Source organism: Streptomyces sp. NPDC006365, from assembly GCF_042870755.1.
GTDB classification, from domain to species: domain Bacteria; phylum Actinomycetota; class Actinomycetes; order Streptomycetales; family Streptomycetaceae; genus Streptomyces; species Streptomyces xiangluensis.
In genome coordinates, this window is sequence record NZ_JBIAHS010000006.1 from 77,926 (window position 1) to 98,922 (window position 20,997).

11 protein-coding genes and 1 pseudogene are annotated in these 20,997 nt (G+C 73.4%); 4 read left to right on the plus strand and 8 right to left on the minus strand.

The window, feature by feature from the left end:
• Nucleotides 1-11: 11 nt before the first annotated feature.
• The 5 genes and pseudogenes from ACFYO0_RS18725 to ACFYO0_RS18745 all read right to left on the minus strand — a co-directional run bounded on the left by ACFYO0_RS18725 (nucleotide 12) and on the right by ACFYO0_RS18745 (nucleotide 11,136).
• On the minus strand, nucleotides 12-371 hold the full coding sequence (locus ACFYO0_RS18725) for a hypothetical protein (protein ID WP_388676778.1): 360 nt from the start codon (nucleotides 369-371) through the stop codon (nucleotides 12-14).
• Complete coding sequence (locus ACFYO0_RS18730) at nucleotides 368-6,484, minus strand: CHAT domain-containing protein (protein WP_388676781.1); 6,117 nt, start codon at nucleotides 6,482-6,484, stop codon at nucleotides 368-370. Before ACFYO0_RS18730 ends, ACFYO0_RS18725 begins: the two co-directional genes overlap by 4 nt.
• A gap of 355 nt (nucleotides 6,485-6,839) precedes the next feature.
• Nucleotides 6,840-9,203, minus strand: coding sequence for a hypothetical protein (locus tag ACFYO0_RS18735; protein WP_388676783.1), 2,364 nt, complete (start codon nucleotides 9,201-9,203; stop codon nucleotides 6,840-6,842).
• Between the two features lie 54 nt (nucleotides 9,204-9,257).
• A complete protein-coding gene (locus tag ACFYO0_RS18740) occupies nucleotides 9,258-9,731 on the minus strand; it encodes a hypothetical protein (RefSeq protein ID WP_388676786.1) in 474 nt (157 codons plus the stop codon).
• A gap of 140 nt (nucleotides 9,732-9,871) precedes the next feature.
• Nucleotides 9,872-11,136 (minus strand): annotated as a pseudogene (locus ACFYO0_RS18745) (endonuclease/exonuclease/phosphatase family protein).
• Nucleotides 11,137-11,385: 249 nt separating this feature from the next.
• On the opposite strand from ACFYO0_RS18745, the gene ACFYO0_RS18750 reads away from it, so the two are divergent.
• Nucleotides 11,386-12,009, plus strand: coding sequence for a LysE family translocator (locus tag ACFYO0_RS18750; protein ID WP_388676789.1), 624 nt, complete (start codon nucleotides 11,386-11,388; stop codon nucleotides 12,007-12,009).
• Nucleotides 12,010-12,148: 139 nt separating this feature from the next.
• Complete coding sequence (locus ACFYO0_RS18755; protein ID WP_388676792.1) at nucleotides 12,149-13,066, plus strand: aminoglycoside phosphotransferase family protein; 918 nt, start codon at nucleotides 12,149-12,151, stop codon at nucleotides 13,064-13,066.
• Between the two features lie 137 nt (nucleotides 13,067-13,203).
• Here the strand turns inward: ACFYO0_RS18755 and treZ are convergent, their stop codons facing one another.
• Nucleotides 13,204-14,949: a malto-oligosyltrehalose trehalohydrolase gene (gene treZ, locus ACFYO0_RS18760; protein WP_388676795.1), complete on the minus strand. Its 1,746-nt coding sequence runs from the start codon at nucleotides 14,947-14,949 to the stop codon at nucleotides 13,204-13,206.
• A gap of 197 nt (nucleotides 14,950-15,146) precedes the next feature.
• Here treZ and ACFYO0_RS18765 point away from each other — a divergent pair, with 197 nt between their 5' ends.
• On the plus strand, nucleotides 15,147-15,701 hold the full coding sequence (locus tag ACFYO0_RS18765) for an FHA domain-containing protein (RefSeq protein WP_388676797.1): 555 nt from the start codon (nucleotides 15,147-15,149) through the stop codon (nucleotides 15,699-15,701).
• Nucleotides 15,702-15,894: 193 nt separating this feature from the next.
• On the plus strand, nucleotides 15,895-17,223 hold the full coding sequence (locus tag ACFYO0_RS18770) for a M14 family zinc carboxypeptidase (RefSeq protein WP_388676800.1): 1,329 nt from the start codon (nucleotides 15,895-15,897) through the stop codon (nucleotides 17,221-17,223).
• A gap of 11 nt (nucleotides 17,224-17,234) precedes the next feature.
• On the opposite strand, the gene ACFYO0_RS18775 is transcribed toward ACFYO0_RS18770, so the two are convergent.
• On the minus strand, nucleotides 17,235-18,485 hold the full coding sequence (locus tag ACFYO0_RS18775) for a M14 family zinc carboxypeptidase (RefSeq protein WP_388676802.1): 1,251 nt from the start codon (nucleotides 18,483-18,485) through the stop codon (nucleotides 17,235-17,237).
• A gap of 104 nt (nucleotides 18,486-18,589) precedes the next feature.
• The gene (treY, locus tag ACFYO0_RS18780) at nucleotides 18,590-20,992 is read right to left on the minus strand and encodes a malto-oligosyltrehalose synthase (protein ID WP_388676804.1); all 2,403 of its coding nucleotides are present in this window, start codon (nucleotides 20,990-20,992) and stop codon (nucleotides 18,590-18,592) included.
• Nucleotides 20,993-20,997: the final 5 nt, after the last annotated feature.

The following is a 20,997-nucleotide window of genomic DNA, read 5'->3' on the forward strand; positions in this document are numbered from 1 at the left end:
ACTCCTCGCGCTCAACGGTCGAACCGGATCAGATCGTCCAGCAGCCGGGCCGCCCACGGCGCCGGCGGCCCGGCGGGCCGGTCGGCGGCCTCCGGACGGTCGTGGTCGAGCCAGTCCGCGGCCTCCGGACGGTCGTGGTCGGGCCCGTCGCCGACGTCGTACATCAGCAGGTCGAGCAGCAGTCGGCGGCGGGTGTCGCGGAGGTCGTTCCACGCCTGCTGGGTCTGTGGCGACATCAGCCGCCGGGCCTGCAGTTCGAAGGACACGTCCTGCATCTCGGCATGCGTCGTCCGCGGCGTGACGCCCACCGCGGCCAGCACCGTGTACGGCGAGGTCCTGCCCGGCCCGTCGGCCGGGTCCTCGATCATCATCTGCGGTCTCCCTCCTCCGCCTCGTCCGGACCCCGCAGGGTGTCGCGCAAGCGGGCGACGACATCCAGCAGGAGACTGCGCAGCTCCGCCGCCGACGTGTCCGCGCGGACGGCGCGGATCAGCAGATGCAGGGCCACCGGGACGCTGCCGCCGTCCGCGAGCTCCCGTCGCGCCCGGTCCGCCAACTGCCGGGCGAGCGCGGCGAGATCGGACTCGTCAGGGGGCTGCTCCTGGGCCATCGCCCGCATCAGGTCGGCCAGGCCGCCGATGCCGATCCGCGCGGACACGATCCGCTCCAGCGCGTTCAGCGTCTCGGCGAGCGTCTCCCGGTAGCGATGCGCCAGCTGCCGGCGCAGACCGGTGTGCAGCAGACCGAGCGCCTCCTGAAGGATCAGCAACTGCTCGACGGGGTCGGCGGTGCGCTCGTCGAGCGTGAACACCAGGACCCGTACGAGGTTGTCGCGTGCATGGCCCGACTCTGGGTTCAGCTTCAGGGCCCGGCGCAGATCGGCCTCCCCCGCCGGCACGTCCAGCGGCAGCCCGAAGCGTCTGCGCGAGGAGGCCCGCCACACCCCACGCATCGACAGGGCCTGCGACAGCTGGGCGTCCAACTGGCCCGCCAGATCGCGGGCGAGCGGCTGCAACACCGGCTTGACCTGCTCGACCAGCGTCACCGCCGTGTCCAGGGCCGCGCCCCACTGCTCGGTGGGAGTGCTGATGAGCGCCTCGATCCGCCCGAGCACCATCTGCACCACGGACCACTTGGTACGGGCCGCCATCCCGGCGCTCGTCGAGACCCGCACCGCCTGCGTCCAGTGCGCCAGCGCCAGGTCGAGCCCGCCGGAGCCGCTGGTGAGCGCCGCCTGCGCCAGCGAGAGCCGGGCGTGCACCGCGAGCGCGGCGCGGTCCTGCACGAACCGGGCGCGACGCCGCCGCAGCCCGAGGTATGCCGGATTGCGGCGTACGAAGTCCTGGCAGTGGCCGCACTCCCGAATGTGCTCCTTGGGCTCGGCCGCGGCAGCGGGGCCCGTGCAGTCCTCAGGCAGCTCGGTGAGCGTGGCCGGCTCGGGCAGCGCATCCAGCGCCTGCTCGAACCGGTGCGTCTCGGACAGGGCGTAGGCGTGGGACAGTTCCGAGAACGCCCAGCGCAGCTGACGCACCACCAACTCACCTGGATCCTGGCCCTGTTGTGCGGACACGCTCAGCTCGGCGGCCCGCTCGGCCAGTGCCGTCTCCAGCCGCAGCAGGCGCAGATAGCGGGGGCCGCAGGCCAGCGCGCCGCCCGTGCCGGCCACCGACGGCAGCCCGCCGACCTCCTTGAGTACCCGGGCCCCGCCCAGCTCCGCCTCGAACAGGGCGGTCAGCGCCCGGTAGGCCTCCGCCTGTTCCGGCCTGCCCTGCTCAGTGTGGCTCTGCTCGCCCGCGGCCAGCCGCTCGAAGAGGTGTCGGCTGAGGTCGTAGCGCAGCCGGGCCAGTTCGTCGGGCGTCACGTTCCGCTGGTAGCAGCCCGCCCGCTCGGCACGCCAGCCGTCCCAGTAGTCCTCGTCGCTCAGCAGCGCCGCCCAGTGGGCGAGCGCCGCCTCCCAGGCCCGTACCGCGTGTTCCCAGGCGCCGCTGTGCTCCAGCTCCCACGCCTGCCACAGCCACGCGACCGCGAGCCCGTGCGCCACCGCCATGTCCCCGGGTGCCGACGCGAGCCGCTGCTCCCATGCCTCGACGGCCGCCCCCCGACCCCGGGCGAGCAGGAGCAGCAGCGGGGCGTCACGCGAGAACCGCTCGCACAGCGCGTCCAGCTGATCGGGCCCGTCGTCCGGCACGAGACGCGCGACCGCCTCCCGGACCGCCGACGGGGAGTTCCAGCGGTACAGCAGGGCGTCCAGTTCGAGCCGTCGCGCGGGCACCCGCAGCCGGTCCCAGGCCATCCGCTCCGGCCAGGTCCAGGTGGTGTCGTCCCGCTCCATCAGCGCGAACGACATCTCGCCGACCGCGTCCATGGACGTACCGGGGCCGACGCCCGCGTCCCGCAGCGCCAGATACGGGAACGTCGTGTCGCGCAGCGCGAACGGGTCGGCCACCAGCGGCTCGCCGACCGTGCCGTCCACCCAGGGCAGCGCCCGCAGCACCCCGCGCAGCCGCACGGCCTGTGCCCCGGCGTCCTCGTGGCCGGCCCCGGCCCGCTCGTACGCCTCCGCCGCAGCCGCGAACAGACCCCGCTCCTCCAGCAGCCGACCCTCGCAGTGGGCGAGCCGCGGCCCGGCGTCGCGATACGGGGCACAGCCCCGGAAGGCCTCCACGGCCCGGTGCCAGTCCCGCTGACTCTCCGCCAGCCGTCCGCGCGCGTAGGCGGCGAGGCGGGGTGCGTCGGCGTGGGCGCGCAGCATGTCGGCCGCACGGCAGACCTCCTCCCAGTCGCCCTCGGCCTCCGCGACCCTGGCCCGCGCGTACTGCGCACGCAGTGCGGCGTCCGCGAAACCGGCGTCGTCGGCGAAGGCGCCCGCCAACTCCTCGTAGGCCTCCCGCACGGCACGCCACGGCCCGGCGCCCACGGCATCCGCCTCGGCGACCCGGGCCTCGGCGTACTGGGCCCGCGGAGCCGTGTCGCCGTGGGTGTCGGGAAGGTCCTGGTACGCGGCGAGCGCCTCGGCCCACCGGTCCGCCCGCTCGTGCAGCCGGGCCAGCGCGTAACGATGCAGCCGTGCGAACTCCTCGTCGGCGATGAACGGTTCGTACAGCTCAAGTGTCCGCTCCCAGTCGCCGACACTCTGCGCGTGCAGCCCTGCGGCCTTGCGCCGCAGCAACCCCACCGCTCCGTCCAGCGCCTCGTCCGGTACGTCGTCCAGATGCCCGAGCACCGAGGTCCAGGTGTCCGGCCTCGCGTCCTCCTGCTGCTCGGCGAGCCGGGCACGCGCGTACTTGCGGCGGTGCCCGACATCCCCGTCCGCGTGACTGTCCGGCAGCCCGCCGAAGTCCTCCACGACGGCCTTCCAGTCCCCTCGCGCGGCGGCGGCCCGGCCCTGGGCGTACAGCAGCAGCCCGGCGGGCGGCTCCGGGAAGTCGTGGATCCGCGCGGGTACGGCGGCGAAGTGCGCCTTGGCCGCGTCCCATTCCTCGTGCAGTGCGCACCTCCGCCCAAGGGCGTAGTGCCGGCGCGCCCGAGCATCCGCGTGTCCCGCCTCAGCCTCCGCGTACGCCGCGGCGGCCACCGCCCAGTCCCCGGCGGCCTCCGCGACCCGCCCTTCGGCGAACCGGCGTTGCGCCAGGGTGTCTTCGTACGCGTCGGGAAGCAGCAGCAGGGATTCGAGGGTCCGGTTCCAGTCACCGGCCTCGGCGGCGGCCATCGCGCTCTCGTGCACCCGCTGCCGGAGTACGCCGAGCCAGGCGTCGGGGTCGGGGAGGGAGGCCGGGCCGGGTTCCGGCGCGTCGAGGGCGGACCGGGGCTCGTCGGTGGCGCGGACGGACCCGGCGTGCCGGTCCGCGTCGGCAGCCGTCGGGAGCGCTCCGTCGGTCTCCGTCCCGCGCAACACGGCCGCCGCCTCCATCGCGGCCAGCGCGTCGGGCCACGCGCCGGCCTCGGCGGCCGCCCTGCCGCGGGCGTACTGCGTCCGCAACGCCCCGTCCGGGAAGCCGTCGGCCAGAACGAACCGCCCGGCCGCGTCCCCCCACCGCTGCTCGGCCTCGGCCACACGCCCGGCAGCGTAGGCGGACCAGGCGGGGAGGTGGAGGGATCGGGGACACCGGAGATGCGTGTCGTAGCGTGCGCCACCGGCGGCCGCGTCGGGCCCTTCGTCCGGCGGCATCGCCTCGGGCCGTACGTCGAGGGCGGTCGTGCCGGATCGTGCGTCGCTGTCGGTTGCGTCGGGCTCCGCGTCGGGGGTGAGTGGGCCGGGTTGTCCGTTCGCGGTCGGGGTGTCGGGTCGTGCGGCGAGGTCGGTTGTGCCGGATCGTCCGTCGCCGTCGGCCGCGTGGGATTCCGCGTCTGGGGCTCGTGTGTGGGGTCGTACGTCGAGGGCGGTCGCGCCGAGTCGTGTGTCGCCGTCGGTCGCGTCGCTCGCCGCGCCCGAAGTCGACATGCCGGTGCGCCCGTTCGGGGCGGACGCGTCGTTGCGCACGCCGGGCGGTGTCGTGTCCGGCGCACTCAAGTCGCCGCGCCTGTACAGTGCCGACGCCTCCGTGAAGGCGTGGTGGGCCGTGGGCCAGTCGTCGGCGCGGGCGGCGGTGCGGCCACGGGCGTAGGCCGCGCGGGCGGACGCGTCATGCAGGGCCGGGCAGTGGCCGTACGCGGTGGCGGCTGCGGGCCAGTCTCCGGCCTCCTCGGCGGCGCGGCCCTGCGCGTAGGCGGTGCCCGCGAGGGCCGGGGCGTGATCGGACCGTCGGCCGAGAGCCTGCGCGTAGGCGGCGGACGCGGCGGCCCAGTCGCCCGCGGCCGAGGCGGCGGCCGCACCCGTGCAGGCTTCGGCGATGGCCAGCTCCTCGCAGGCGGTGTCGCGCAGCCGTACCGTGTCACCGAAGCCGCCCGGCCGCTCGGCGAGGATCTCCTCGCAGCGGCCCAGGGCCGCGGCCCAGTCCGCGTTCCGCCCGGCCGAGTACGCCGCGTCGAGCAGTCCGCTGAGCCGGCCCAGGTCTCGGACTTCCTTGTCCAGGACGGGCAGCCACGCGCTCTCCTCGCCCGGCAGCGCCTCCCGTATCCGCGCGAGCGCCTGCGCGGCCGGTTCCGCCCGCTCCGCGGCCAGCAGCTCGCACAGCTCCTGCACCTTCGGCCAGGCCAGCTCGTACGCGGCCTCCGCCAGCAGCAGCCGCTGCTCGTCCCGGAACTTCTTGGCATCGGTGCCCAGGATGCCCAACACCTGTTGCCAGTCCCGGCCCAGTCGGTGGAAGCGGGCCGCCTCGATCAGCTGGGCCGCCTCGACATGTCCGGTGAAGCTGCGGACGGCCCGCAGGGCCTCGGCGCCCTGCCGCAGCGGATCATGCGCGGCACGCTCGTCGTCGCGCACCTCGCGCGCCTTGAACAGCCAGCCGTGCCGGCACTCCTCGTGCAGGAACAGTACCGGCGTCGCCCACTCGGCCGCGGTCAGCCCGGGCAGGTAGGAGATGCGCCGCCGGGCCGACGCCATCGCCGCGTCGATGGTCTGGTTGGTCGCGATCCCCTTCAGCAGGCGGGGCCCGAACAGGCCTGCGGACCGGTCGCTCACCTTGCCGTGCATGGCCACCACGGCCGGCACCCCGCCCTCGATCAGCGCCTGGGCGAGCCCCGAGAACGGCTCGGTGCGCGAACTCTCCGCCCCCGAACAGAGGTTGAGCACGGCCAACCGCAGCCGTGGCGCCCTGAGCAGCATCCCGCTCAGCAGGTCGGCGGGCACACGGTCGGTGCCGCCGCCCGGTGTCTCCAGGTGCACCACGCCCTTGCCGTACTCGCCGTCGTACGAACCGTGGGCTATGAGCAGGACGGCCGTGGGCAGGTCGGAGTGGTCGCCCAGCGCGAGCTCCAGGCGCTCGCGCGTGGCCCGTGCCACCACCGTGGTCTCCACCGCGACCTGGGGCAACTCCCTGAGCAGCGCCTCGACTTCGGCCTCGGCGTGCAGCTGCCCCTCGCCGCTGGGCGAGGCGTGCGCGACGAGGAGCCGGATCCGGCTCGGCTCGTCGTACGGCTCCGGCAGTCGGCCGCCGAGCGGTCCGCCCGGCAGCGACCGGACCAGCGACAGCCCGTCGTGCAGCGCGGGCGCCTGACCCGGCTTGGTGGCGGGCGCGCACAACGCCTCCAGCGGGAGGGAGCGCAGCTCGGGCGGCAGATCGAAGCGCAGCCGCAGACCGCGCGGCGGCTGCATGCGCCGCACATGCGCGTGCGCGGCCCGCAGGTACTCCTCGGCCCTCTTGCCGAGCAGCAGACCGAACACGTCCCGGCCGAGGTCGCGCAGCCGGGCCGCGGCGTGCTCACCGGCCGTCGGGGCGTGACCCAGCTCCGACTCGATCAGCCGTTCCCACCGCTCGCGGTACGCCTCGGGCCGCCCGTCCACCGTCATGACGTCGGCGGCGCCGCCGGGACCGCTCACGGTCACCACATGGCGGTTGACGCCGACCGGGCGCACCCTGAAGCGCAGTTCCTCGTACTCCGTCATCCCGGCAGACCCCCGATCCGCCCCTGCTCCAACTCCGCACGGACCCGCGCGAGATCGCCGCCGGCCTGCTCATGCAGCTCGGTCAGTTCGGGGTCCCCGGGGAAGTGTCCCAGCGCGGCCGTGAGCCGGTCGACCGCCTCCTGCAGCCGGACCCGGCAGCCGGCGAGGCTGCCCGACCACCGCAGTTGGGCCGCGAGTACACGGAGGACGAGGCCCAGATTGACCTGCGCGCGCAGCAGATGCGGGTTCAGCTCGACGGCGCGCCGCAGATCGGCGGCCGGGGACTCCAGCCGCTCCGGATCACGGTTGGCCCGCGTGATGCCCCGGTCGGCCAGGACCCGCGCCAACTGCCCCTTCAGCCGCTCGTGCTGTCCCTCGCCGAGGAGCCCGTAGGCAGCTTCCAGTGTCGTGCCCGCGGAGTCGATGTCACCAGCCCGGTGCAGGGCCTTGGCCGCGGCGAGCGCCGTGCCCGCGATCGTGTCCTCGACCTTCGCCACCCGCTCCAGCGCCCGCCCGTGCGCGAGCGCCCGCCGCCAACTGGCGGCCGCCGCACGGACGTCGGGCGACGTCGGCGACAACGCCGCCCGCCCCAACGCCAGCCGCGCCTCCAAGGCGAGCACCCGCCCGTCCCGCAGCAACATCCCCCGCTTGCCGTCCTGCCCGGCGTACGCCGGATTCCGCGCATCGAAGCGGGGGCAACCGGTGTCGCATACGGCGGCCCGGTCGTGGTCGCCGCGGTCGCGGGGCGGGTGGTGTCCAGGCTGGTGCTTCCCGTGGGGAGGGAGCGCGCGGTGTCGCCCTGGTCGGGGGCCGGCTGGTGTCCCGAGCCGGGAGCGGGTGTCGCCTCGCTCCGGGGTGCGGTGCCGTCGTCCGGTGCCGGTGCCGGTGCCGGTGCCGGTGCCGGTGGCTGTGACTGTGGTGGCGCGTGCGCGGCTGTCTCGTTCGGCCGGTCCGGCGGTCGTACGGTCTCCTGCGCGCCGTCCGCCGGGTGGTGGCCCGGGGCCCCTGCGGCCGGGGGGCGGTCGCGGCGCGGGACCTCGTCGCCGGCGGTGCCGCGGGCGCGGCAGCTGGGGCAGCGGAGTCCGGACAGGGCCGTCAGTGCTTCTTGGGGCCGGTCGAGGCGGAGCAGGGCCTGGGCGAAACCGAGGTGTGAGAAGGCCCGGCGCAGCGCCGAAGCCGCCTCACCCGCCTCGGCGACGAATGCGCCCAACTCCCCTTCCCTGCCGAGCTCCACGATCCGCAACGGACCGCAGACCAGGGGCGCCGCACCGACGGCCACGGATAGCCCGCCGGCCTCCGCCAGCAGCCGTGCCGCCTCGCTCTCGCGGCTCAGCACCACCTCCGGAGACGGCCGGCCAACGCTGCTGCCCTCGCCGTTGCCCTCGGGCACGAGTGCTTCGAGCCGGGCCTGGAGATCGGTGCGCAGCGTGGCGAGGGCCCCGTCGTCGACCGGAGTGCCGTAGCGCTCGACCGCATCGGCGCGTAGCCGCTCCCAGAAGGCGGTGTCGTGCAGCAGCCCGGCCCACAGCGAGACGCAGCGCGCCCAGGCGCGGGCCGCTTCCCTGCCGGTGGCGTCGGTGGGCGGGAGCGCGTGCCAGGCCATCACGGCCAGGGCGTGGGCGAGATGCCGGTCGGCGGGGACGGAGTGGGACGCCGCGGTGAGCACGGCGAGACCCTCGTCGCGACGGCCGCTCAGACAGAGGGCAACGGCGTGGAGGGGAACGAACTCACGTTCGTCCGGGTCGAGTTGACGGGCCCGGTCGAGCAGGGCCACGGCCCGACTCCAGCCGCTCCACGAGCGGGACCGGCCTCCTGGCCCGGCGTCTTGGAGCTGTGTCGTCGCGGCGTGGTGGCGATCGGCCGGCGTGGTGTTCTGGGCTTGTGGCGTCGCGGCCCAGGGTCGGCCTTCCGGCCCGGAGTTCTGGGCCTGTGCCGTCTTCGATCGGGACAGCCCCTCCGCCTCGGCGCCCTGGGGATGTGGTGTCGCGGCGTGGGACGGGCCTTCCGCCCGGGCGTCCTGCGCCTGTGTCATCGCTGCCCGTGCGGCCGCGCCCAGCAGTCGGGCGACGTCACGTGCCGTGGCGCCCGAGAGCGCGGCCAGGACCCAGCGGGCCTCGGCGTCCAGAGCGCCGGTGCGCTCGGCGGACCGTAAGTCGGCCAACGCGTCGGCGGTCCGGCCCAGCCGCACCCGGACGTAGCCCCGCTGAACGAGGCTGGGTCCGTGCCCGGCGGACAGTTCCAGGACCCTGCTGAACCGCTGCTCGGCCGTCGCGTACGCGCCTTGGTGCGCGGCGGCGCAGCCGAGCCAGTACAGCGGGTCGAGGCCCGCCGGGTCCAGCCGTGTGGCCTGCCGGAACTCCGCCGCCGCCCGCACTGGTTTCCCGGCCGTGAGCAGTGCCCGCCCGAGCCCGACACAGGCCCGGGCGACGATTCGCTCGGGGGAGTCGGCCGTGCGGGAGGCATCGACCGCCCGGCCAGAGGAGTCGGCTGCCCCGTCCGAAGCCCCGGTCGCCCTGCTCTCCGACCCGTCGGAAGCACCGCCGCCCGTCGTTCCGTCCGAGTCGCTGCCCCCGAGGGACGCGGCGGACGCGAACGCCCCGACACCCGTCAGCACCGACCGGAAGGCCCGTGCCGCTTCTCCCGGGTGCCCAGCCGCCAGGAGGGCCTCGCCCTCCGCACAGTCATGCCGGGCCCGGTCCAGCTCACTGGGCTGCGTCACGTTCCCAGCCCTCGATCCGTGGTGGATGTCGCCGCACGCCGGTCGTCTCCCGCCTCAGCCCGCCGCCTCGTCCAACTCGGACCGCCACCGGGCGCGGGCACGGTCGTAGTGGAGCGGCCCGACGGAGAACCGGGTGAGATCGAGAGCCGTCAACTCCTCGTACGCCTCCTGAGGCAGATCCGGTTCCAGCACGATCCGCAGTCCGCTGCGCTCGTCCTGCAGCACGAGCAGAGAAGGTGCCGCATCCGCCGCCGTACTCCTGCGCCGGACGATGCGGCCCACCAACTCCTTGAGCAGGCGATAGCCGTCCTTGACGGCCTCACTGCCCAGCCCGCTGAGGAAGGCCTGGAGCGGAAGGGCGGTCAGGACCAGCCACTGGAGCTCGTTCGGGCCGCGATGGCCGAGGGCCCGCCGGACGCGGACCGAGCGCACTCCCAATTCCCGGAACCGTGCGGTCAGTTCCTGTTCCAGGCCCTCGGACACGTCCTGGGCCAACAGCAGTTCCGCGCGCAGCGGCGTCTCGGTCATGACGGCCTACCTCCCCCGAGCCGACACAGCCCAACGGGATGTGTGTGGCGCCCGAGCCTAGAGCCGGCGGATCGCCGGGCGCCACCTGAACGCCTCTGCTGTCACCCGTAGTTGGGATTTCGGGGGCGTGCGCCGTACGGTCAGACCACCCGCACGTCCTGCCACACCAGCCGGTGGTCCGAGGTCGGGACGTCGGCCCCGCCGCCGACCAGCCGGTACAGCGGATCGTCCGACGTCGGCCAGAAGATGCCGTTCCCGACCGGGACGAGACCGCGCGACGGGATCACGTGGTCGACGCGGAGGTTGCCGGGGGCGGCGTCGTTGAAGTCGGAGGTGTCGTAAGCCGGGTTGCCGGTGTGGGTGGCGTTGGCGCCGCCCTGGAGGCGGGCCGCCTCGACGCCGCCGCGAGCGGCCGGAGGTGTGGCGGGCAGGTTGACCGCCTCGTGGTCGAGGAGCTGCAGGATGGCGTGGTCGTAGCTGTCGCCGTCGTGCGGGTCGGCGTTGAGATCGCCGGCGATCACGAACCGGGCCCCGGGCCGCCCCGTACGCCCTTGTCGTCGTAGAGGTACGCGCTGCGGCGGCGACCGCCGATGTAGTCGGCCCAGAGGCGGATCTCGTCGTGGTTGCGACGGCCGTTGCGGTCCTCGGGGCCGTCGAAGCTGGGCGGAGTGGGATGCGAGACGAGGAAATGGACGGTGGAGGACCGGCCGGGGCCGAGCCGGATCGGCAGATCCCAGTGGCTCTTGGAGGAGAGCCGGAAGATCGCCCGGGCCTCCTCGCTGTAGTACCCCGGCGGCATGACGTTCCCCGGCATGTCCTTCCACAGGAAGTGCTGGAACGTACGGGCCGCCCGGACATCGATCGGGTACTTGGAGAGCACGAGCATCCCGTACTGCCCCGGAAACCAGCCGTACCCGAACGCGTCCTGCCCGTACGCATCGGACCCCGGAGTGGTGACGGCACCGTTCTTGCCGTCGAAGTCCACTCCGGAGGCCACACCCGTGTTCACGGGCGCGGTGAAGCGGAACGGATAACGGACCGGCTTCGCCCCGTTCTGACCGACAGCCAGGTAGCTGCGCAGGAACAGCCGGACCGCGGCGCCGTCCTCGTCGTAGTCGAACTCGTTGATCACGAGGACGTCCGGGTCGACGCGCTGAATCGTCTCGGCGGCGTTCCGCGCCTGCTGATTGTCCGGCGTGGACAGATCCGCGACGAGGGCGCCCTGAGTGCCGCGGTTCAGCGAGGCGTTGAACGTGGCGAAACGGACGGTCCGTCGGTACGAGCCCGCGGACGCGGCGGACGCCTCCGCACTGAATGCCGCCGTACCGGCCAGCGCGGCTGAGGTGAGACCGGCGAGCGCGGCACGGCGCGAGAACGGTGGACGTTGCGGTCTGGGGTGGTTCATCGGGGCTCCGGAGAAGGAAGGGGGGACGCGCGAACTCCCGTAGTCTCTGCGCGTAGATGCAGTTGCCACAAGGGGGTTGGGATGACTCGCGGCTGAGGGTGAAGGGAGCCTGTCGGACGGCCGACAGCGCGGTGTACGGCCGCCGAAGACCGCCCGCCCAAGCCGCCGTCAAAGTCACTGCGCCCGTACGACCGACCAGGCCCGGGAAACGAACTGGCCCCGCACCCGCCCGCAGGCGACGATGGCCCCATGCTCAGCACCCTGCTCGCCTTCCTCGGCGCCTGTCTGCTCATCGCCGCCTCGCCCGGCCCGAGCACCGTACTGATCATCAAGCAGTCGATCCGCAGCAGACGTTCCGGCTTTCTGACCGTGCTCGGCAACGAAACCGGTGTCTTCCTCTGGGGGATCTTCGCGGCGTTCGGGTTGACGGCGCTGCTGGCGGCATCGGAGGTGGCGTACGACGTGATGCGCATCGTCGGCGCCGTCGTGCTCGTCGTCTTCGGTGTGCAGACGCTGTGGCAGGCGCGGCACGCCAAGGGCGCGGCGGACGTGGATGGAGCGGAAGCCGTCGAGAAGAGCGGCTGGTCCTCCTACCGGGGCGGGCTGCTGCTCAATCTCGCCAACCCGAAGGCGGCCATCTTCGCCATGTCCTTCCTCCCGCAATTCGTGCCGGAGGGAGCACCGCATCTGCCCGCCATGGTGGGGCTCGCCGCACTCTGGGCGGTCTTCGAGGTCGGCTACTACGGCCTGTACGTGTGGTTCGTGGGCCGGATGAAGACGGTGCTGTCCCGTGCCGGGGTGCGGCGCAGGCTGGAGCAGGTCTCCGGAGGCGTACTGCTGTTTCTGGGGGCGCGGCTGGCGCTGGAGAGCTGATTCCGTCGTCGGGTGTCCGCTCGCAGAGCCCGGAAAAGTGCTGTTCACGGCTCGCGTCGCCCCCGCTGTCCGGGCAGGATGCTGACCGTAGCCCTTTTGACCTACGGAGACCGGGACACCGAACGGCAACGGCGTGACCATGACCCAGGCAACGACACCCACTGCGGACACCGTGCGACGTCTCGTCCGCTCCCTGCTCCCGGACGGCGGCAGATCCGACATCCGGCCCGTCGGCACGGGCGCGGAGTCCGCCACCTGGTACGTCGGCGCGCGCCATGTGCTGCGCCTCGCCCCGGACCGCGAGGCCTCCGTACGCCAGCGACGCGAGCTGCGCCTGCGGGACGTGGTGCGCCCGCACCTGCCGGTCGCCGTCCCGACGAGCATCGCGCACGGCGAGTGGGCGAGCGGTCTGATGTACACGCTCGACACCCTGATTCCCGGCGGCTCCGGCGAGCGGCACGACGTCTCCGCCGTGGGGGAGGCCGATCTGGCGGGGCTGCTCACCGGGCTGCGCGAGGTGCCCGTACGTCAGGCCGAGGCGCTGGGTGTGCCCCGTGCCACGCCACGGTCCCTGGAGGCGTTGCGGGCCGCCGCCGCACGGGCCGCCGAACGGCTGGGCGCGGCCGACGAGTTCGACGCCGCGCGGCTCCACCAGCTCACCGCGCCCGCCGCCGTACAACTCGGGGCGCAGTCCGGGGCCGCCGTTCTCGTCCACCACGGCCTTACCGGGGATCGTCTCGTGGTGAGCGCCGACGGGCGCGTACGCGGCGTCCTCGGCTGGGCCGACGCCTTGGCCGGCGACCCCGCGGAGGACATCGCCGGTCTCGCCCGCGCCGTCGGCGCCCCCGCCGCCGTCCGCGCGGCGACCCTCGCCGGATACGGCGCCCGACCCTGCCTGCGCGGCCTGTGGCTGGCCCGTTGCGACGCCCTGATCCGCCTCGCCGACCGCCTCCGGGGGCACGGCAGCGACCCGCTGCCGCCGCTGCGCTCCCAGCTGGACCGCGCGTGGGAGGCGATCCTCCTCGAACGGGTCACGGAGCTGCGGGACGAGGACTGACCGCTCCGGCGTCAGCACGCACTCCCGCGTCGGCATCACTGATCACTCCTGCGTCAGTGTTCAGTGATCCCTGCCGCGTGAGCGCCACGGATCACTCCCGCGTCAGCGCTGACCACCGCGTAAGCAGCAGCACCGCATCACTCCTGAGTCAGCACCACGCACGACTCGCCCGGCAGGCTCAACAGCCCGTCCGCGCCCGGCACTTCGACCGGCTCCCATGCCGCCAGCATGCGCACGTGAGCGGTGCCGAGGGGGATCGACGCGGTCTCCTTGCCGAGGTTCACGGCCACCCGGACGTCACCCCGGCGGAACGCCAGCCAGCGGCCCTCCTCGTCGTAGGCGACCTTGACGTCCGAGAGGTCGGGGTCCGTGAGGTCCGCCTGGTCGTGCCGGAGGGCGATGAGTTCGCGGTACCAGGCGAGCACGCGCGCGTGGGGCTCGTTCTCCTGCTCGGACCAGTTCAGGCAGGAGCGGTCCCGGGTCGCCGGGTCCTGCGGGTCCGGGACGTCCTCCTCGGCCCAGCCGTGCGCCGCGAACTCCCGTCGCCTGCCCCGGCGTACTGCCACGGCCAGCTCCGGATCCGTGTGGTCGGTGAAGAACTGCCAGGGCGTGCCCGCCGCCCACTCCTCGCCCATGAACAGCATCGGCGTGAACGGCCCGGTGAGCGTCAGCGCCGCCGCGCAGGCCAGCAGACCGGGGGAGAGGGTGGCGGAGAGCCGGTCGCCCTGGGCGCGGTTGCCGACCTGGTCATGGGTCTGTGAGTAGCCGAGAAGGCGGTGTGAGGAGACGCGCGTACGGTCCAGGGGGCGGCCGTGACGCCGGCCGCGGAAGCTGGAGTATGTGCCGTCGTGGAAGAAGCCGCCCGTCAGCGTTTTCGCGACGGCCGCGAGCGGGGCCCGGGCGAAGTCCTCGTAGTAGCCCTGCGACTCACCGGTCAGCGTGGTGTGCAGGGCGTGGTGGAAGTCGTCGTTCCACTGCGCGTGCAGACCGAGCCCGTTCTCCTTGCGGGCCGTGATCAGCCGTGGATCGGCCAGATCGGACTCGGCGACGAGGAACAGCGGCCGCTCCAGGTCGACGGAGAGTGCGTCCACGGAGGCCGACAGCTCCTCAAGGAAGTGGTACGCGCGGGTGTCACGCAGCGCGTGCACGGCGTCGAGCCGCAGTCCGTCGATCCGGTAGTCGCGCAACCAGGCCAGGGCGCTGCCCAGCAGATACGCGCGCACCTCGTCCGAACCGGGCGCGTCCAGGTTGACCGCCGCACCCCACGGCGTGTGGTGCGTGTCGGTCAAGTACGGGCCGAACGCGGGCAGATGGTTGCCGGACGGGCCGAAATGGTTGTGCACGACGTCCAGGACGAGCCCGAGCCCGAGCTCGTGCGCCCGGTCGACAAATCGTTTCAGCGCCTCGGGGCCGCCGTACGGCTCGTGCACCGCCCACAGCGAGACCCCCTCGTACCCCCAGCCGTGCTGCCCCGGGAACGGGCACAGCGGCATCAACTCGACGTGCGTGACGCCCAGTTCCGCGAGATGTCCGAGCCGCTCGGCAGCCGCGTCCAGGGTGCCCTCGCGCGTGTACGTGCCCACATGCAGCTCGTACAGCACCGCGCCCGGCAGCCCGCGTCCGGCCCACTCGGCGCGCCACGCGTACCGCTCGTGATCGACCACCGCGCTCAGCCCGTCGGGCCCGTCGGGCTGCCGCAGCGAGCGCGGATCGGGCCGTACGGGTCCGTCGTCCACCGCGAACCCGTACCGCGTGCCGTGGCCGGCTTCCGCCTCACACATCCACCACCCCGCGCGGGCCGGATCGCGCTCCATCGTCTGTGTGCCGCCCGCGCAGTGGAGCGTCATACGGCCGGCCTGTGGTGCCCACACCTCGAACTGCACGGACGCTTCTCCCTCGTCTGCTCACCGTGATCTCGCCGGTCCCATGGTGCGTCACACGAGATCAGCGCGCGGCTGAAACCGCTCGAACGAAGGATTGAACCCGTGTCGGTCGCAGTACCGAACCAGAGCAGAACCAGAGGTGTCCCAAGTTCCCCGTTTTCTGGACACCTTGGCGCCGCTGACCGACAATCACCAGCGTGACGTCGTCTTTCGAGTTCCACACCTATCCCGCCGCGCGGCTGTCGGACGCCGAGCGCGACAGGGCGTTGAGTGTGCTCCGAGAGGGCGCCGTCCTGGGCCGGATCTCCCACAACACGTTCGTCCAACGGATGGAACTCGCGCTGGCCGCCCGCACATCCGACGAACTTGCCGCGCTCACCGCCGATCTGCGCACGGAGAGCCGTTTCTCGCGTCTGCTGTTCGGCGCCGTGGAGTCGGTCTCCGGCTTCACGGTACGGCTGCGCAGGGCCTGGCAGGCCGAGAAGCTCCCCAAGTTGCTGCTGCCCCGCCCCGACAGCCCGTACCCGCTGCGTATCGGCCGCGACCCGGCCAGCGGGCTCAGACTCAGCCACGAGACGGTCTCCCGTGTGCACGCCGAACTCACCCGCCAGGGCGGCCTGTGGGTGCTGCGCGACCTCGGCTCGACCAACGGCACCGCCGTGAACGGGCGGCGCGTGATCGGTGCGGCCGTGGTCCAGGCCGGTGATCAGATCAGCTTCGGTCGCATGACCTTCCGGCTCGCCACGGACTGACGCCTCCTGCCCGGTGTGCGGAACCGTCACCTCCGGGCAACGGCCCGCGAAGGGCCGGACATCCTGCCGGTACGGCGGTGTTGACGTACCCGCGCGATCGTGACTCACTGTGCGTACACCATCCACAGCAAGTGAACCGACGGCTACTCGCAGCGGAGGTAAGACCCTGCCGCAACTCCTCCGCTACCCGTCCGTGGACGAGCTGCGCGTCCGGGCGGCGGCGCTCGTCCAGCGTCACCCGAAGGACGCCCGGCTGCGCCGGGTGGGCACCTCACGTGCCGGGCTCCCGATGTGGCTGCTGTCCGTCGGACACGGCAGCCGTCAGGCCCTCGTCGTCGCGGGCCCGCACGCCAACGAGCCCGTGGGCGGCGCCACCGCCCTGCGCCTTGCCGAACGGGCGCTGGCCGACCCCCGGCTGTGCGAGGGCGCCGACGCGACCTGGAACCTGCTGCTGTGCCTCGACCCTGACGGTGCGCGCCGCAACGAGGGCTGGCTGTCCGGGCCGTACACACTCGGCCACTACTTCCGCCACTTCTTCAGACCCGGCTTCCGTGAGCAGCCCGAGTGGCTGCCCGACGGCGCGGACGGCGCCGCCCTGCCGGAGACCCGCGCCCTGCTCGACCTCCAGGACGAACTGCGGCCCTTCTTCCAGTGCTCCCTGCACGGCGTCGACGTGGGCGGCGGCTTCGTCGAGCTGACGCGTGAACTGCCCGGCCTCGCCCCGCGCCTCGCCCACACCGCGGCCCGGCTGGGCATCCCCCTCGAACTCGGGCCGTACGACACGCTGTACTGGCCCACCCTGGGGCCCGCCGTCTACCGCATCCCGCCCCCGCGGCGCGCGGACCTGGCCGCCGCCATCACGGAGGCGGCGGTCGAGTCCACCTGGTTCCACCCGCACCGGTACGGCACGGTGACCGCGGTCGTCGAGGCCCCCATGTGGGGCGTACGGGCCGTGGGGGACGCCGCGCCGTCCGCCGACGCCGACGGGGCGCTGAGGGCCGTGAGCCGCACGCTGCGCCGCGACACCCGGCTTCTTCAGGCGCTGCTGACGCGGATCCGCCCCGGCCTCGGCACGGCAGCGGACACGGCCTCCCTCCTCGCACCGGTCGACGACTATTTACTGGTCTGCCCCGGCCTGGCCGACTCCTGGGACCCCGACACGGAAGCCGACGACGGCACGCATCCCCTGCCGCCGCTCGACGCCGCCCGGCTGACCGCCCTGCGCATCTCCGCGCGGCGGATAGCGCTGCGTACGGCGGGTCTGCTGCACCAGCTCGTGAGGCGCGCCGGACACGATCCGTCCGGCGCGCTGCCGGAGCTCGACCGGCTGATCGACGCGTGGTGCGCGGACTACCACGACGGGTACCAGGCGCGCTGGATTCCCGTCGCGCGACAGGTCGAGTACCAGGCGCGGGTGGTGCTCCATGCCTTCGAACTGGCGGGCCGCCGGGCGCCGGTGTCGCGGCCTGGCGCCAGTGCGATCGGCACGCCTCCGGCCAAGGCCGAAGTGCCGTTCGAGTAAGCGGCGCGGGCTTACTCCGCGCGCTCACGTGCGTGCTGTGCCGCCGCCACGACCGTACGGCTCTGGTGCTCGACCTGGTGCTCCAGTGGCACCCAGCGGGCGCGGAAGCGTTTGGCGAAGGCCTCGCTCCAGGAGGCGACCAGGTGTTCCAGGTGCGGCGCCGCCCGGTCGTCGGTCTTCTGGAGGACGCGCAGCAGCATCGCGGCGGCCCGCAGCGGGAGCCGGCGGCCGAAGGCGTCCACGCTGCCTACGTACGCCCTCGTCGTGTCCGCCGGAGGATGGTGGGCCCAGTCGCCGGCGAGTCCCGGGACCAGCTCCAGGGCCCACTTCGTGGCCCGCAGCAGCGGCCCCTCGGGGCTCGGGAGGCGGGGCAGCGCGTCGGTGAGGACGCCCTCCACCTGGAGCGAGTCCCGCAGCAGCCGGCGCGCCAGATGCCGCATCGCCGCGTCCGGCGCGGGATGCGGTGCGGGGTCGTCCACGAGGTCGCTGGCCCACATCGGCACTTCGACGACCGCGGTCAGACCGCCGTACCGGTGGGCGTGGTACCAGGTGCTGTGCCGGACGTCGTCCGGGATGCTCGGGTACGGCGCGTCCGAGCCCGGCTCGGGCATCACATGCACCCCGGGCCCGGAGGCAGGCCAGCCTGCCGCGTCCGAGGCCCCCGTCTCCACCGGAATGTGCAGTTCGGCCGCTGACTTGGCGAACGGCTCCGCCAGCCCCGGCACAGCCTTCGTCAACTGCACCCAGCTGCCGCCCAGATCGGTCCCATGGAGTGTCGCCTGGAGGTACGGACGCAGATCGTCGATGACCCTGGTGAGGGCACGCGTCTCGGGCGGCAGCCGATCGGGCGGCAGTACGGACGGCGACCACTCCGGCTGCTCGGGTCCGGCGGGGCGGAAGAACCCCAGGTGATAGTCGAGCAGTGTCCGCGGCGCCGGAGTCACATGAAGACTCGCCCCGTCCGGATCCGCACACAGCAGAAAGTGCCAAGACGTGTCGGCCCGCAACTGCCGCTCGTGCAACACCCGTTCGGCCAGTGCCAGCAGAGTGGAACCTCCGGTGGGCTCATTGGCATGAGCCCCCGCGACCACCAGCACGGCCCGCTCGGCATGCCCCAGCGACAGCAGATGCAGGGGTCGCCCCGCCCGCGAGACCCCGACCTGCTCAAGGGAGCACAGCCATGGCCGCTGAGCCGCCAACGCCCGGGCGGACGCGACGATTTCGGTCACACTGGGGTAGCGCAGCTCCGTCAGGAGACTCACCCCCGTCTTGGACCGCCCGGCGTCGCCATCCGCAGTACTCCACGGACTGGATGAACTGTCAAGGAGGTGGCCTCAGGCGTACGGATGTATGCACGGCGCCGGCCTCAGGCACGCGAGCCCTCGGGATCGCTCACCCTCTCCAGGAGCACCACGGGCAACCGCTCGCAAAGCTCCTCCACCCGTGCGTGCCCCGTGAACTCCCGTCCCGGAGTGAGTAGATCGGCCCACCGGCCCGCGGGCAGTGGCAGCACCGTGTCGCGCCAGCCGCCCGCCTCCTCCAGACGCAGGGACAGACGGGTGACGGCGGTGATCGCCTCTCCGGAGCGTACGAAGGCGACGCAGTGTGCGGCGGCCGGGCCCTCCGCGTCGAGCGGGTTGTACGCCGCCGACTCGCCGAAGGCAGCGGGGCGTTCCCTGCGCAGTCGCAGCGCGGTCGCGGTCAGCGCGGCCTTCTCGGCGGACAGACCGTCCGACGCCTGCGGAGGGAAGTGGGCCGAGCGCCGGTTGTCCGGGTCCACGAGTGCCCGGTACTCGACCTCCGTGCCCTGATAGACGTCCGGCACGCCCGGCATCGTCAGCTGGACGAGGGCGGCCCCGAGGACGTTCGCCCGCACATGGGGCTCCAGGACGGCCCTGAACTCGGCCGCACGCCGCCCGGGCGCCCCGCAGGGCCCCGCCCTGAGGAACGCGGCGACAGAGGCCTCGTACGCGGGATCCTGCTCCGTCCACGAGGTGAACAGGCCGGCCTCCCGGACATGCTTCAACAGGGCGCCCTGGAGCCGGTCCTCGGCCGCGGGCCCGAGACCGACCGCCGTCTGCCACGCCGCCCACGCCACCTGGGGATCCGGCGCGCCCACCCCGCCGACCGCCGTCTGCCCGGTCACTTCGGCCAGCAGGTCGGCCCAGCGCAGGGGGCACTGGGTGAGTACGGAGATCGCTGCCCGCACGTCGGCGCTGCGCTTGGTGTCGTGGGTGGACAGCACGGTGCCTGTCGCGGGCCAGTCGCGCTGCACGCGCGCGCAGTACGCGTGGAAGTCCTCCGGGGGCACGGCGGGGTACTCCGGCTCGCCGCCCACCTCGTTCGCCGAGAGGACGGGTACGTACCGGTAGAACGCCGTGTCCTCCATGGACTTGGCCCGCAGCGCCGACGCGGTCTGCGCGAACCGGGCCCGGAACCCCTCGCGCCCGGGCCCGTCACCGGTGCGGCCGAGCACCAGGTCCCGTACGACGTCCACCGCGTGGGCCTCCTCGGGCACCGTGAAGGCCCCCCGCGCCTCGTGTGCGGCCTCCTCGGTGACGACCGCGGCGGCGTCCCCGGAGGCGTACGGCCGGTAGACCTGGAGACGTACGAGGAGTTCGCGCAGGGCGGTGCCCAGGGCCCAGGGGGCGTGGTCGCGCAGCGCCGGGTCCGGGGACGTTCGGCACAGTCGGTCGGCCTCGCGGGTCAGGCGGTCGATCTCGGTGGCCAGCTCGTGATGGACGACCTTGTACGCGGCCCGCCGCACCGTCGCCTCCCAGACGCCGCCACGGTCGGCCTGGGGCGCCGCGAACCGCCGGTACTGGCCGAGGAGTTCGCCCGCGCCCGCCGGATCCGTGAACAGGCCGTCGATGTGCCGCAGCGCGTCATAGCCGGTGGTGCCCGCGACCGGCCAGGCGGCGGGCAGCGGTTCGCCCTCCGCGAGGATCTTCTCGACCACCGTCCAGCGCCCGCCGGTCGCCTCGTGGAGCTGCTGGAGGTACGCGTCAGGGTCCGCGAGGCCGTCGGGGTGGTCGATCCGCAGTCCGTCGACCACACCCTCGTCCAGCAGCTGAAGGATCTTCGCGTGGGTGGCGTCGAATACCTCCGGGTCCTCGACCCGTACCCCGATGAGCTCCGAAATGCTGAAGAAACGGCGGTAGTTGAGCTCGGTGCGGGCCAGCCGCCACCACCCCAGGCGGTACCACTGCGCATCCAGGAGCTGGGGCAGTGGCAGCTCCTCCGTGCCGGCACGCAAGGGGAACGCGTGTTCGTGATAGCGCAGCACGTCGCCGTCGACCTCCAGGTGGCCGAGCTCCGTGCCGAGCCGCCCCCCGAGCACCGGCAGCAGCACCCGGCCGTCCTGGGCCTCCCAGTCGATGTCGAACCAGCGCGCGTACGGCGAGTCCGGGCCCTCGCGCAGCACCTCCCAGAGGGCGCGGTTGTGTCGCGGGACCATCGCCATGTGGTTCGGCACGATGTCCACCACGAGTCCCAGGCCGTGCTCCCGCGCGGTGCGCGACAGGGAGCGCAGGCCCTCCTCGCCGCCCAGTTCGTCCCGCACGCGCGCGTGGTTCACCACGTCATAGCCGTGCAGCGATCCCGGCACGGCCTCCAGCACCGGCGACAGGTGCAGATGCGAGACGCCGAGCGAGGCCAGATACGGCACGGCCGCCGCGGCGGCCCCGAACGGGAACTCCGGCTGCAGCTGAAGCCGGTACGTGGCGGTCGGAGCGGCGGGCAGCACCGGTTCGGGACGCTCAGGTGTCATGGCAA

Bases quoted from the DNA above. Each gene is read 5' to 3' on its own strand.
- ACFYO0_RS18725 (WP_388676778.1), bottom strand. From the start codon at position 371: ATGATGATCGAGGACCCGGCCGACGGGCCGGGCAGGACCTCGCCGTAC.
- ACFYO0_RS18730 (WP_388676781.1), bottom strand. From the start codon at position 6,484: ATGACGGAGTACGAGGAACTGCGCTTCAGGGTGCGCCCGGTCGGCGTC.
- ACFYO0_RS18740 (WP_388676786.1), bottom strand. From the start codon at position 9,731: ATGACCGAGACGCCGCTGCGCGCGGAACTGCTGTTGGCCCAGGACGTG.
- ACFYO0_RS18750 (WP_388676789.1), top strand. From the start codon at position 11,386: ATGCTCAGCACCCTGCTCGCCTTCCTCGGCGCCTGTCTGCTCATCGCC.
- ACFYO0_RS18755 (WP_388676792.1), top strand. From the start codon at position 12,149: ATGACCCAGGCAACGACACCCACTGCGGACACCGTGCGACGTCTCGTC.
- treY (WP_388676804.1), bottom strand. From the start codon at position 20,992: ATGACACCTGAGCGTCCCGAACCGGTGCTGCCCGCCGCTCCGACCGCC.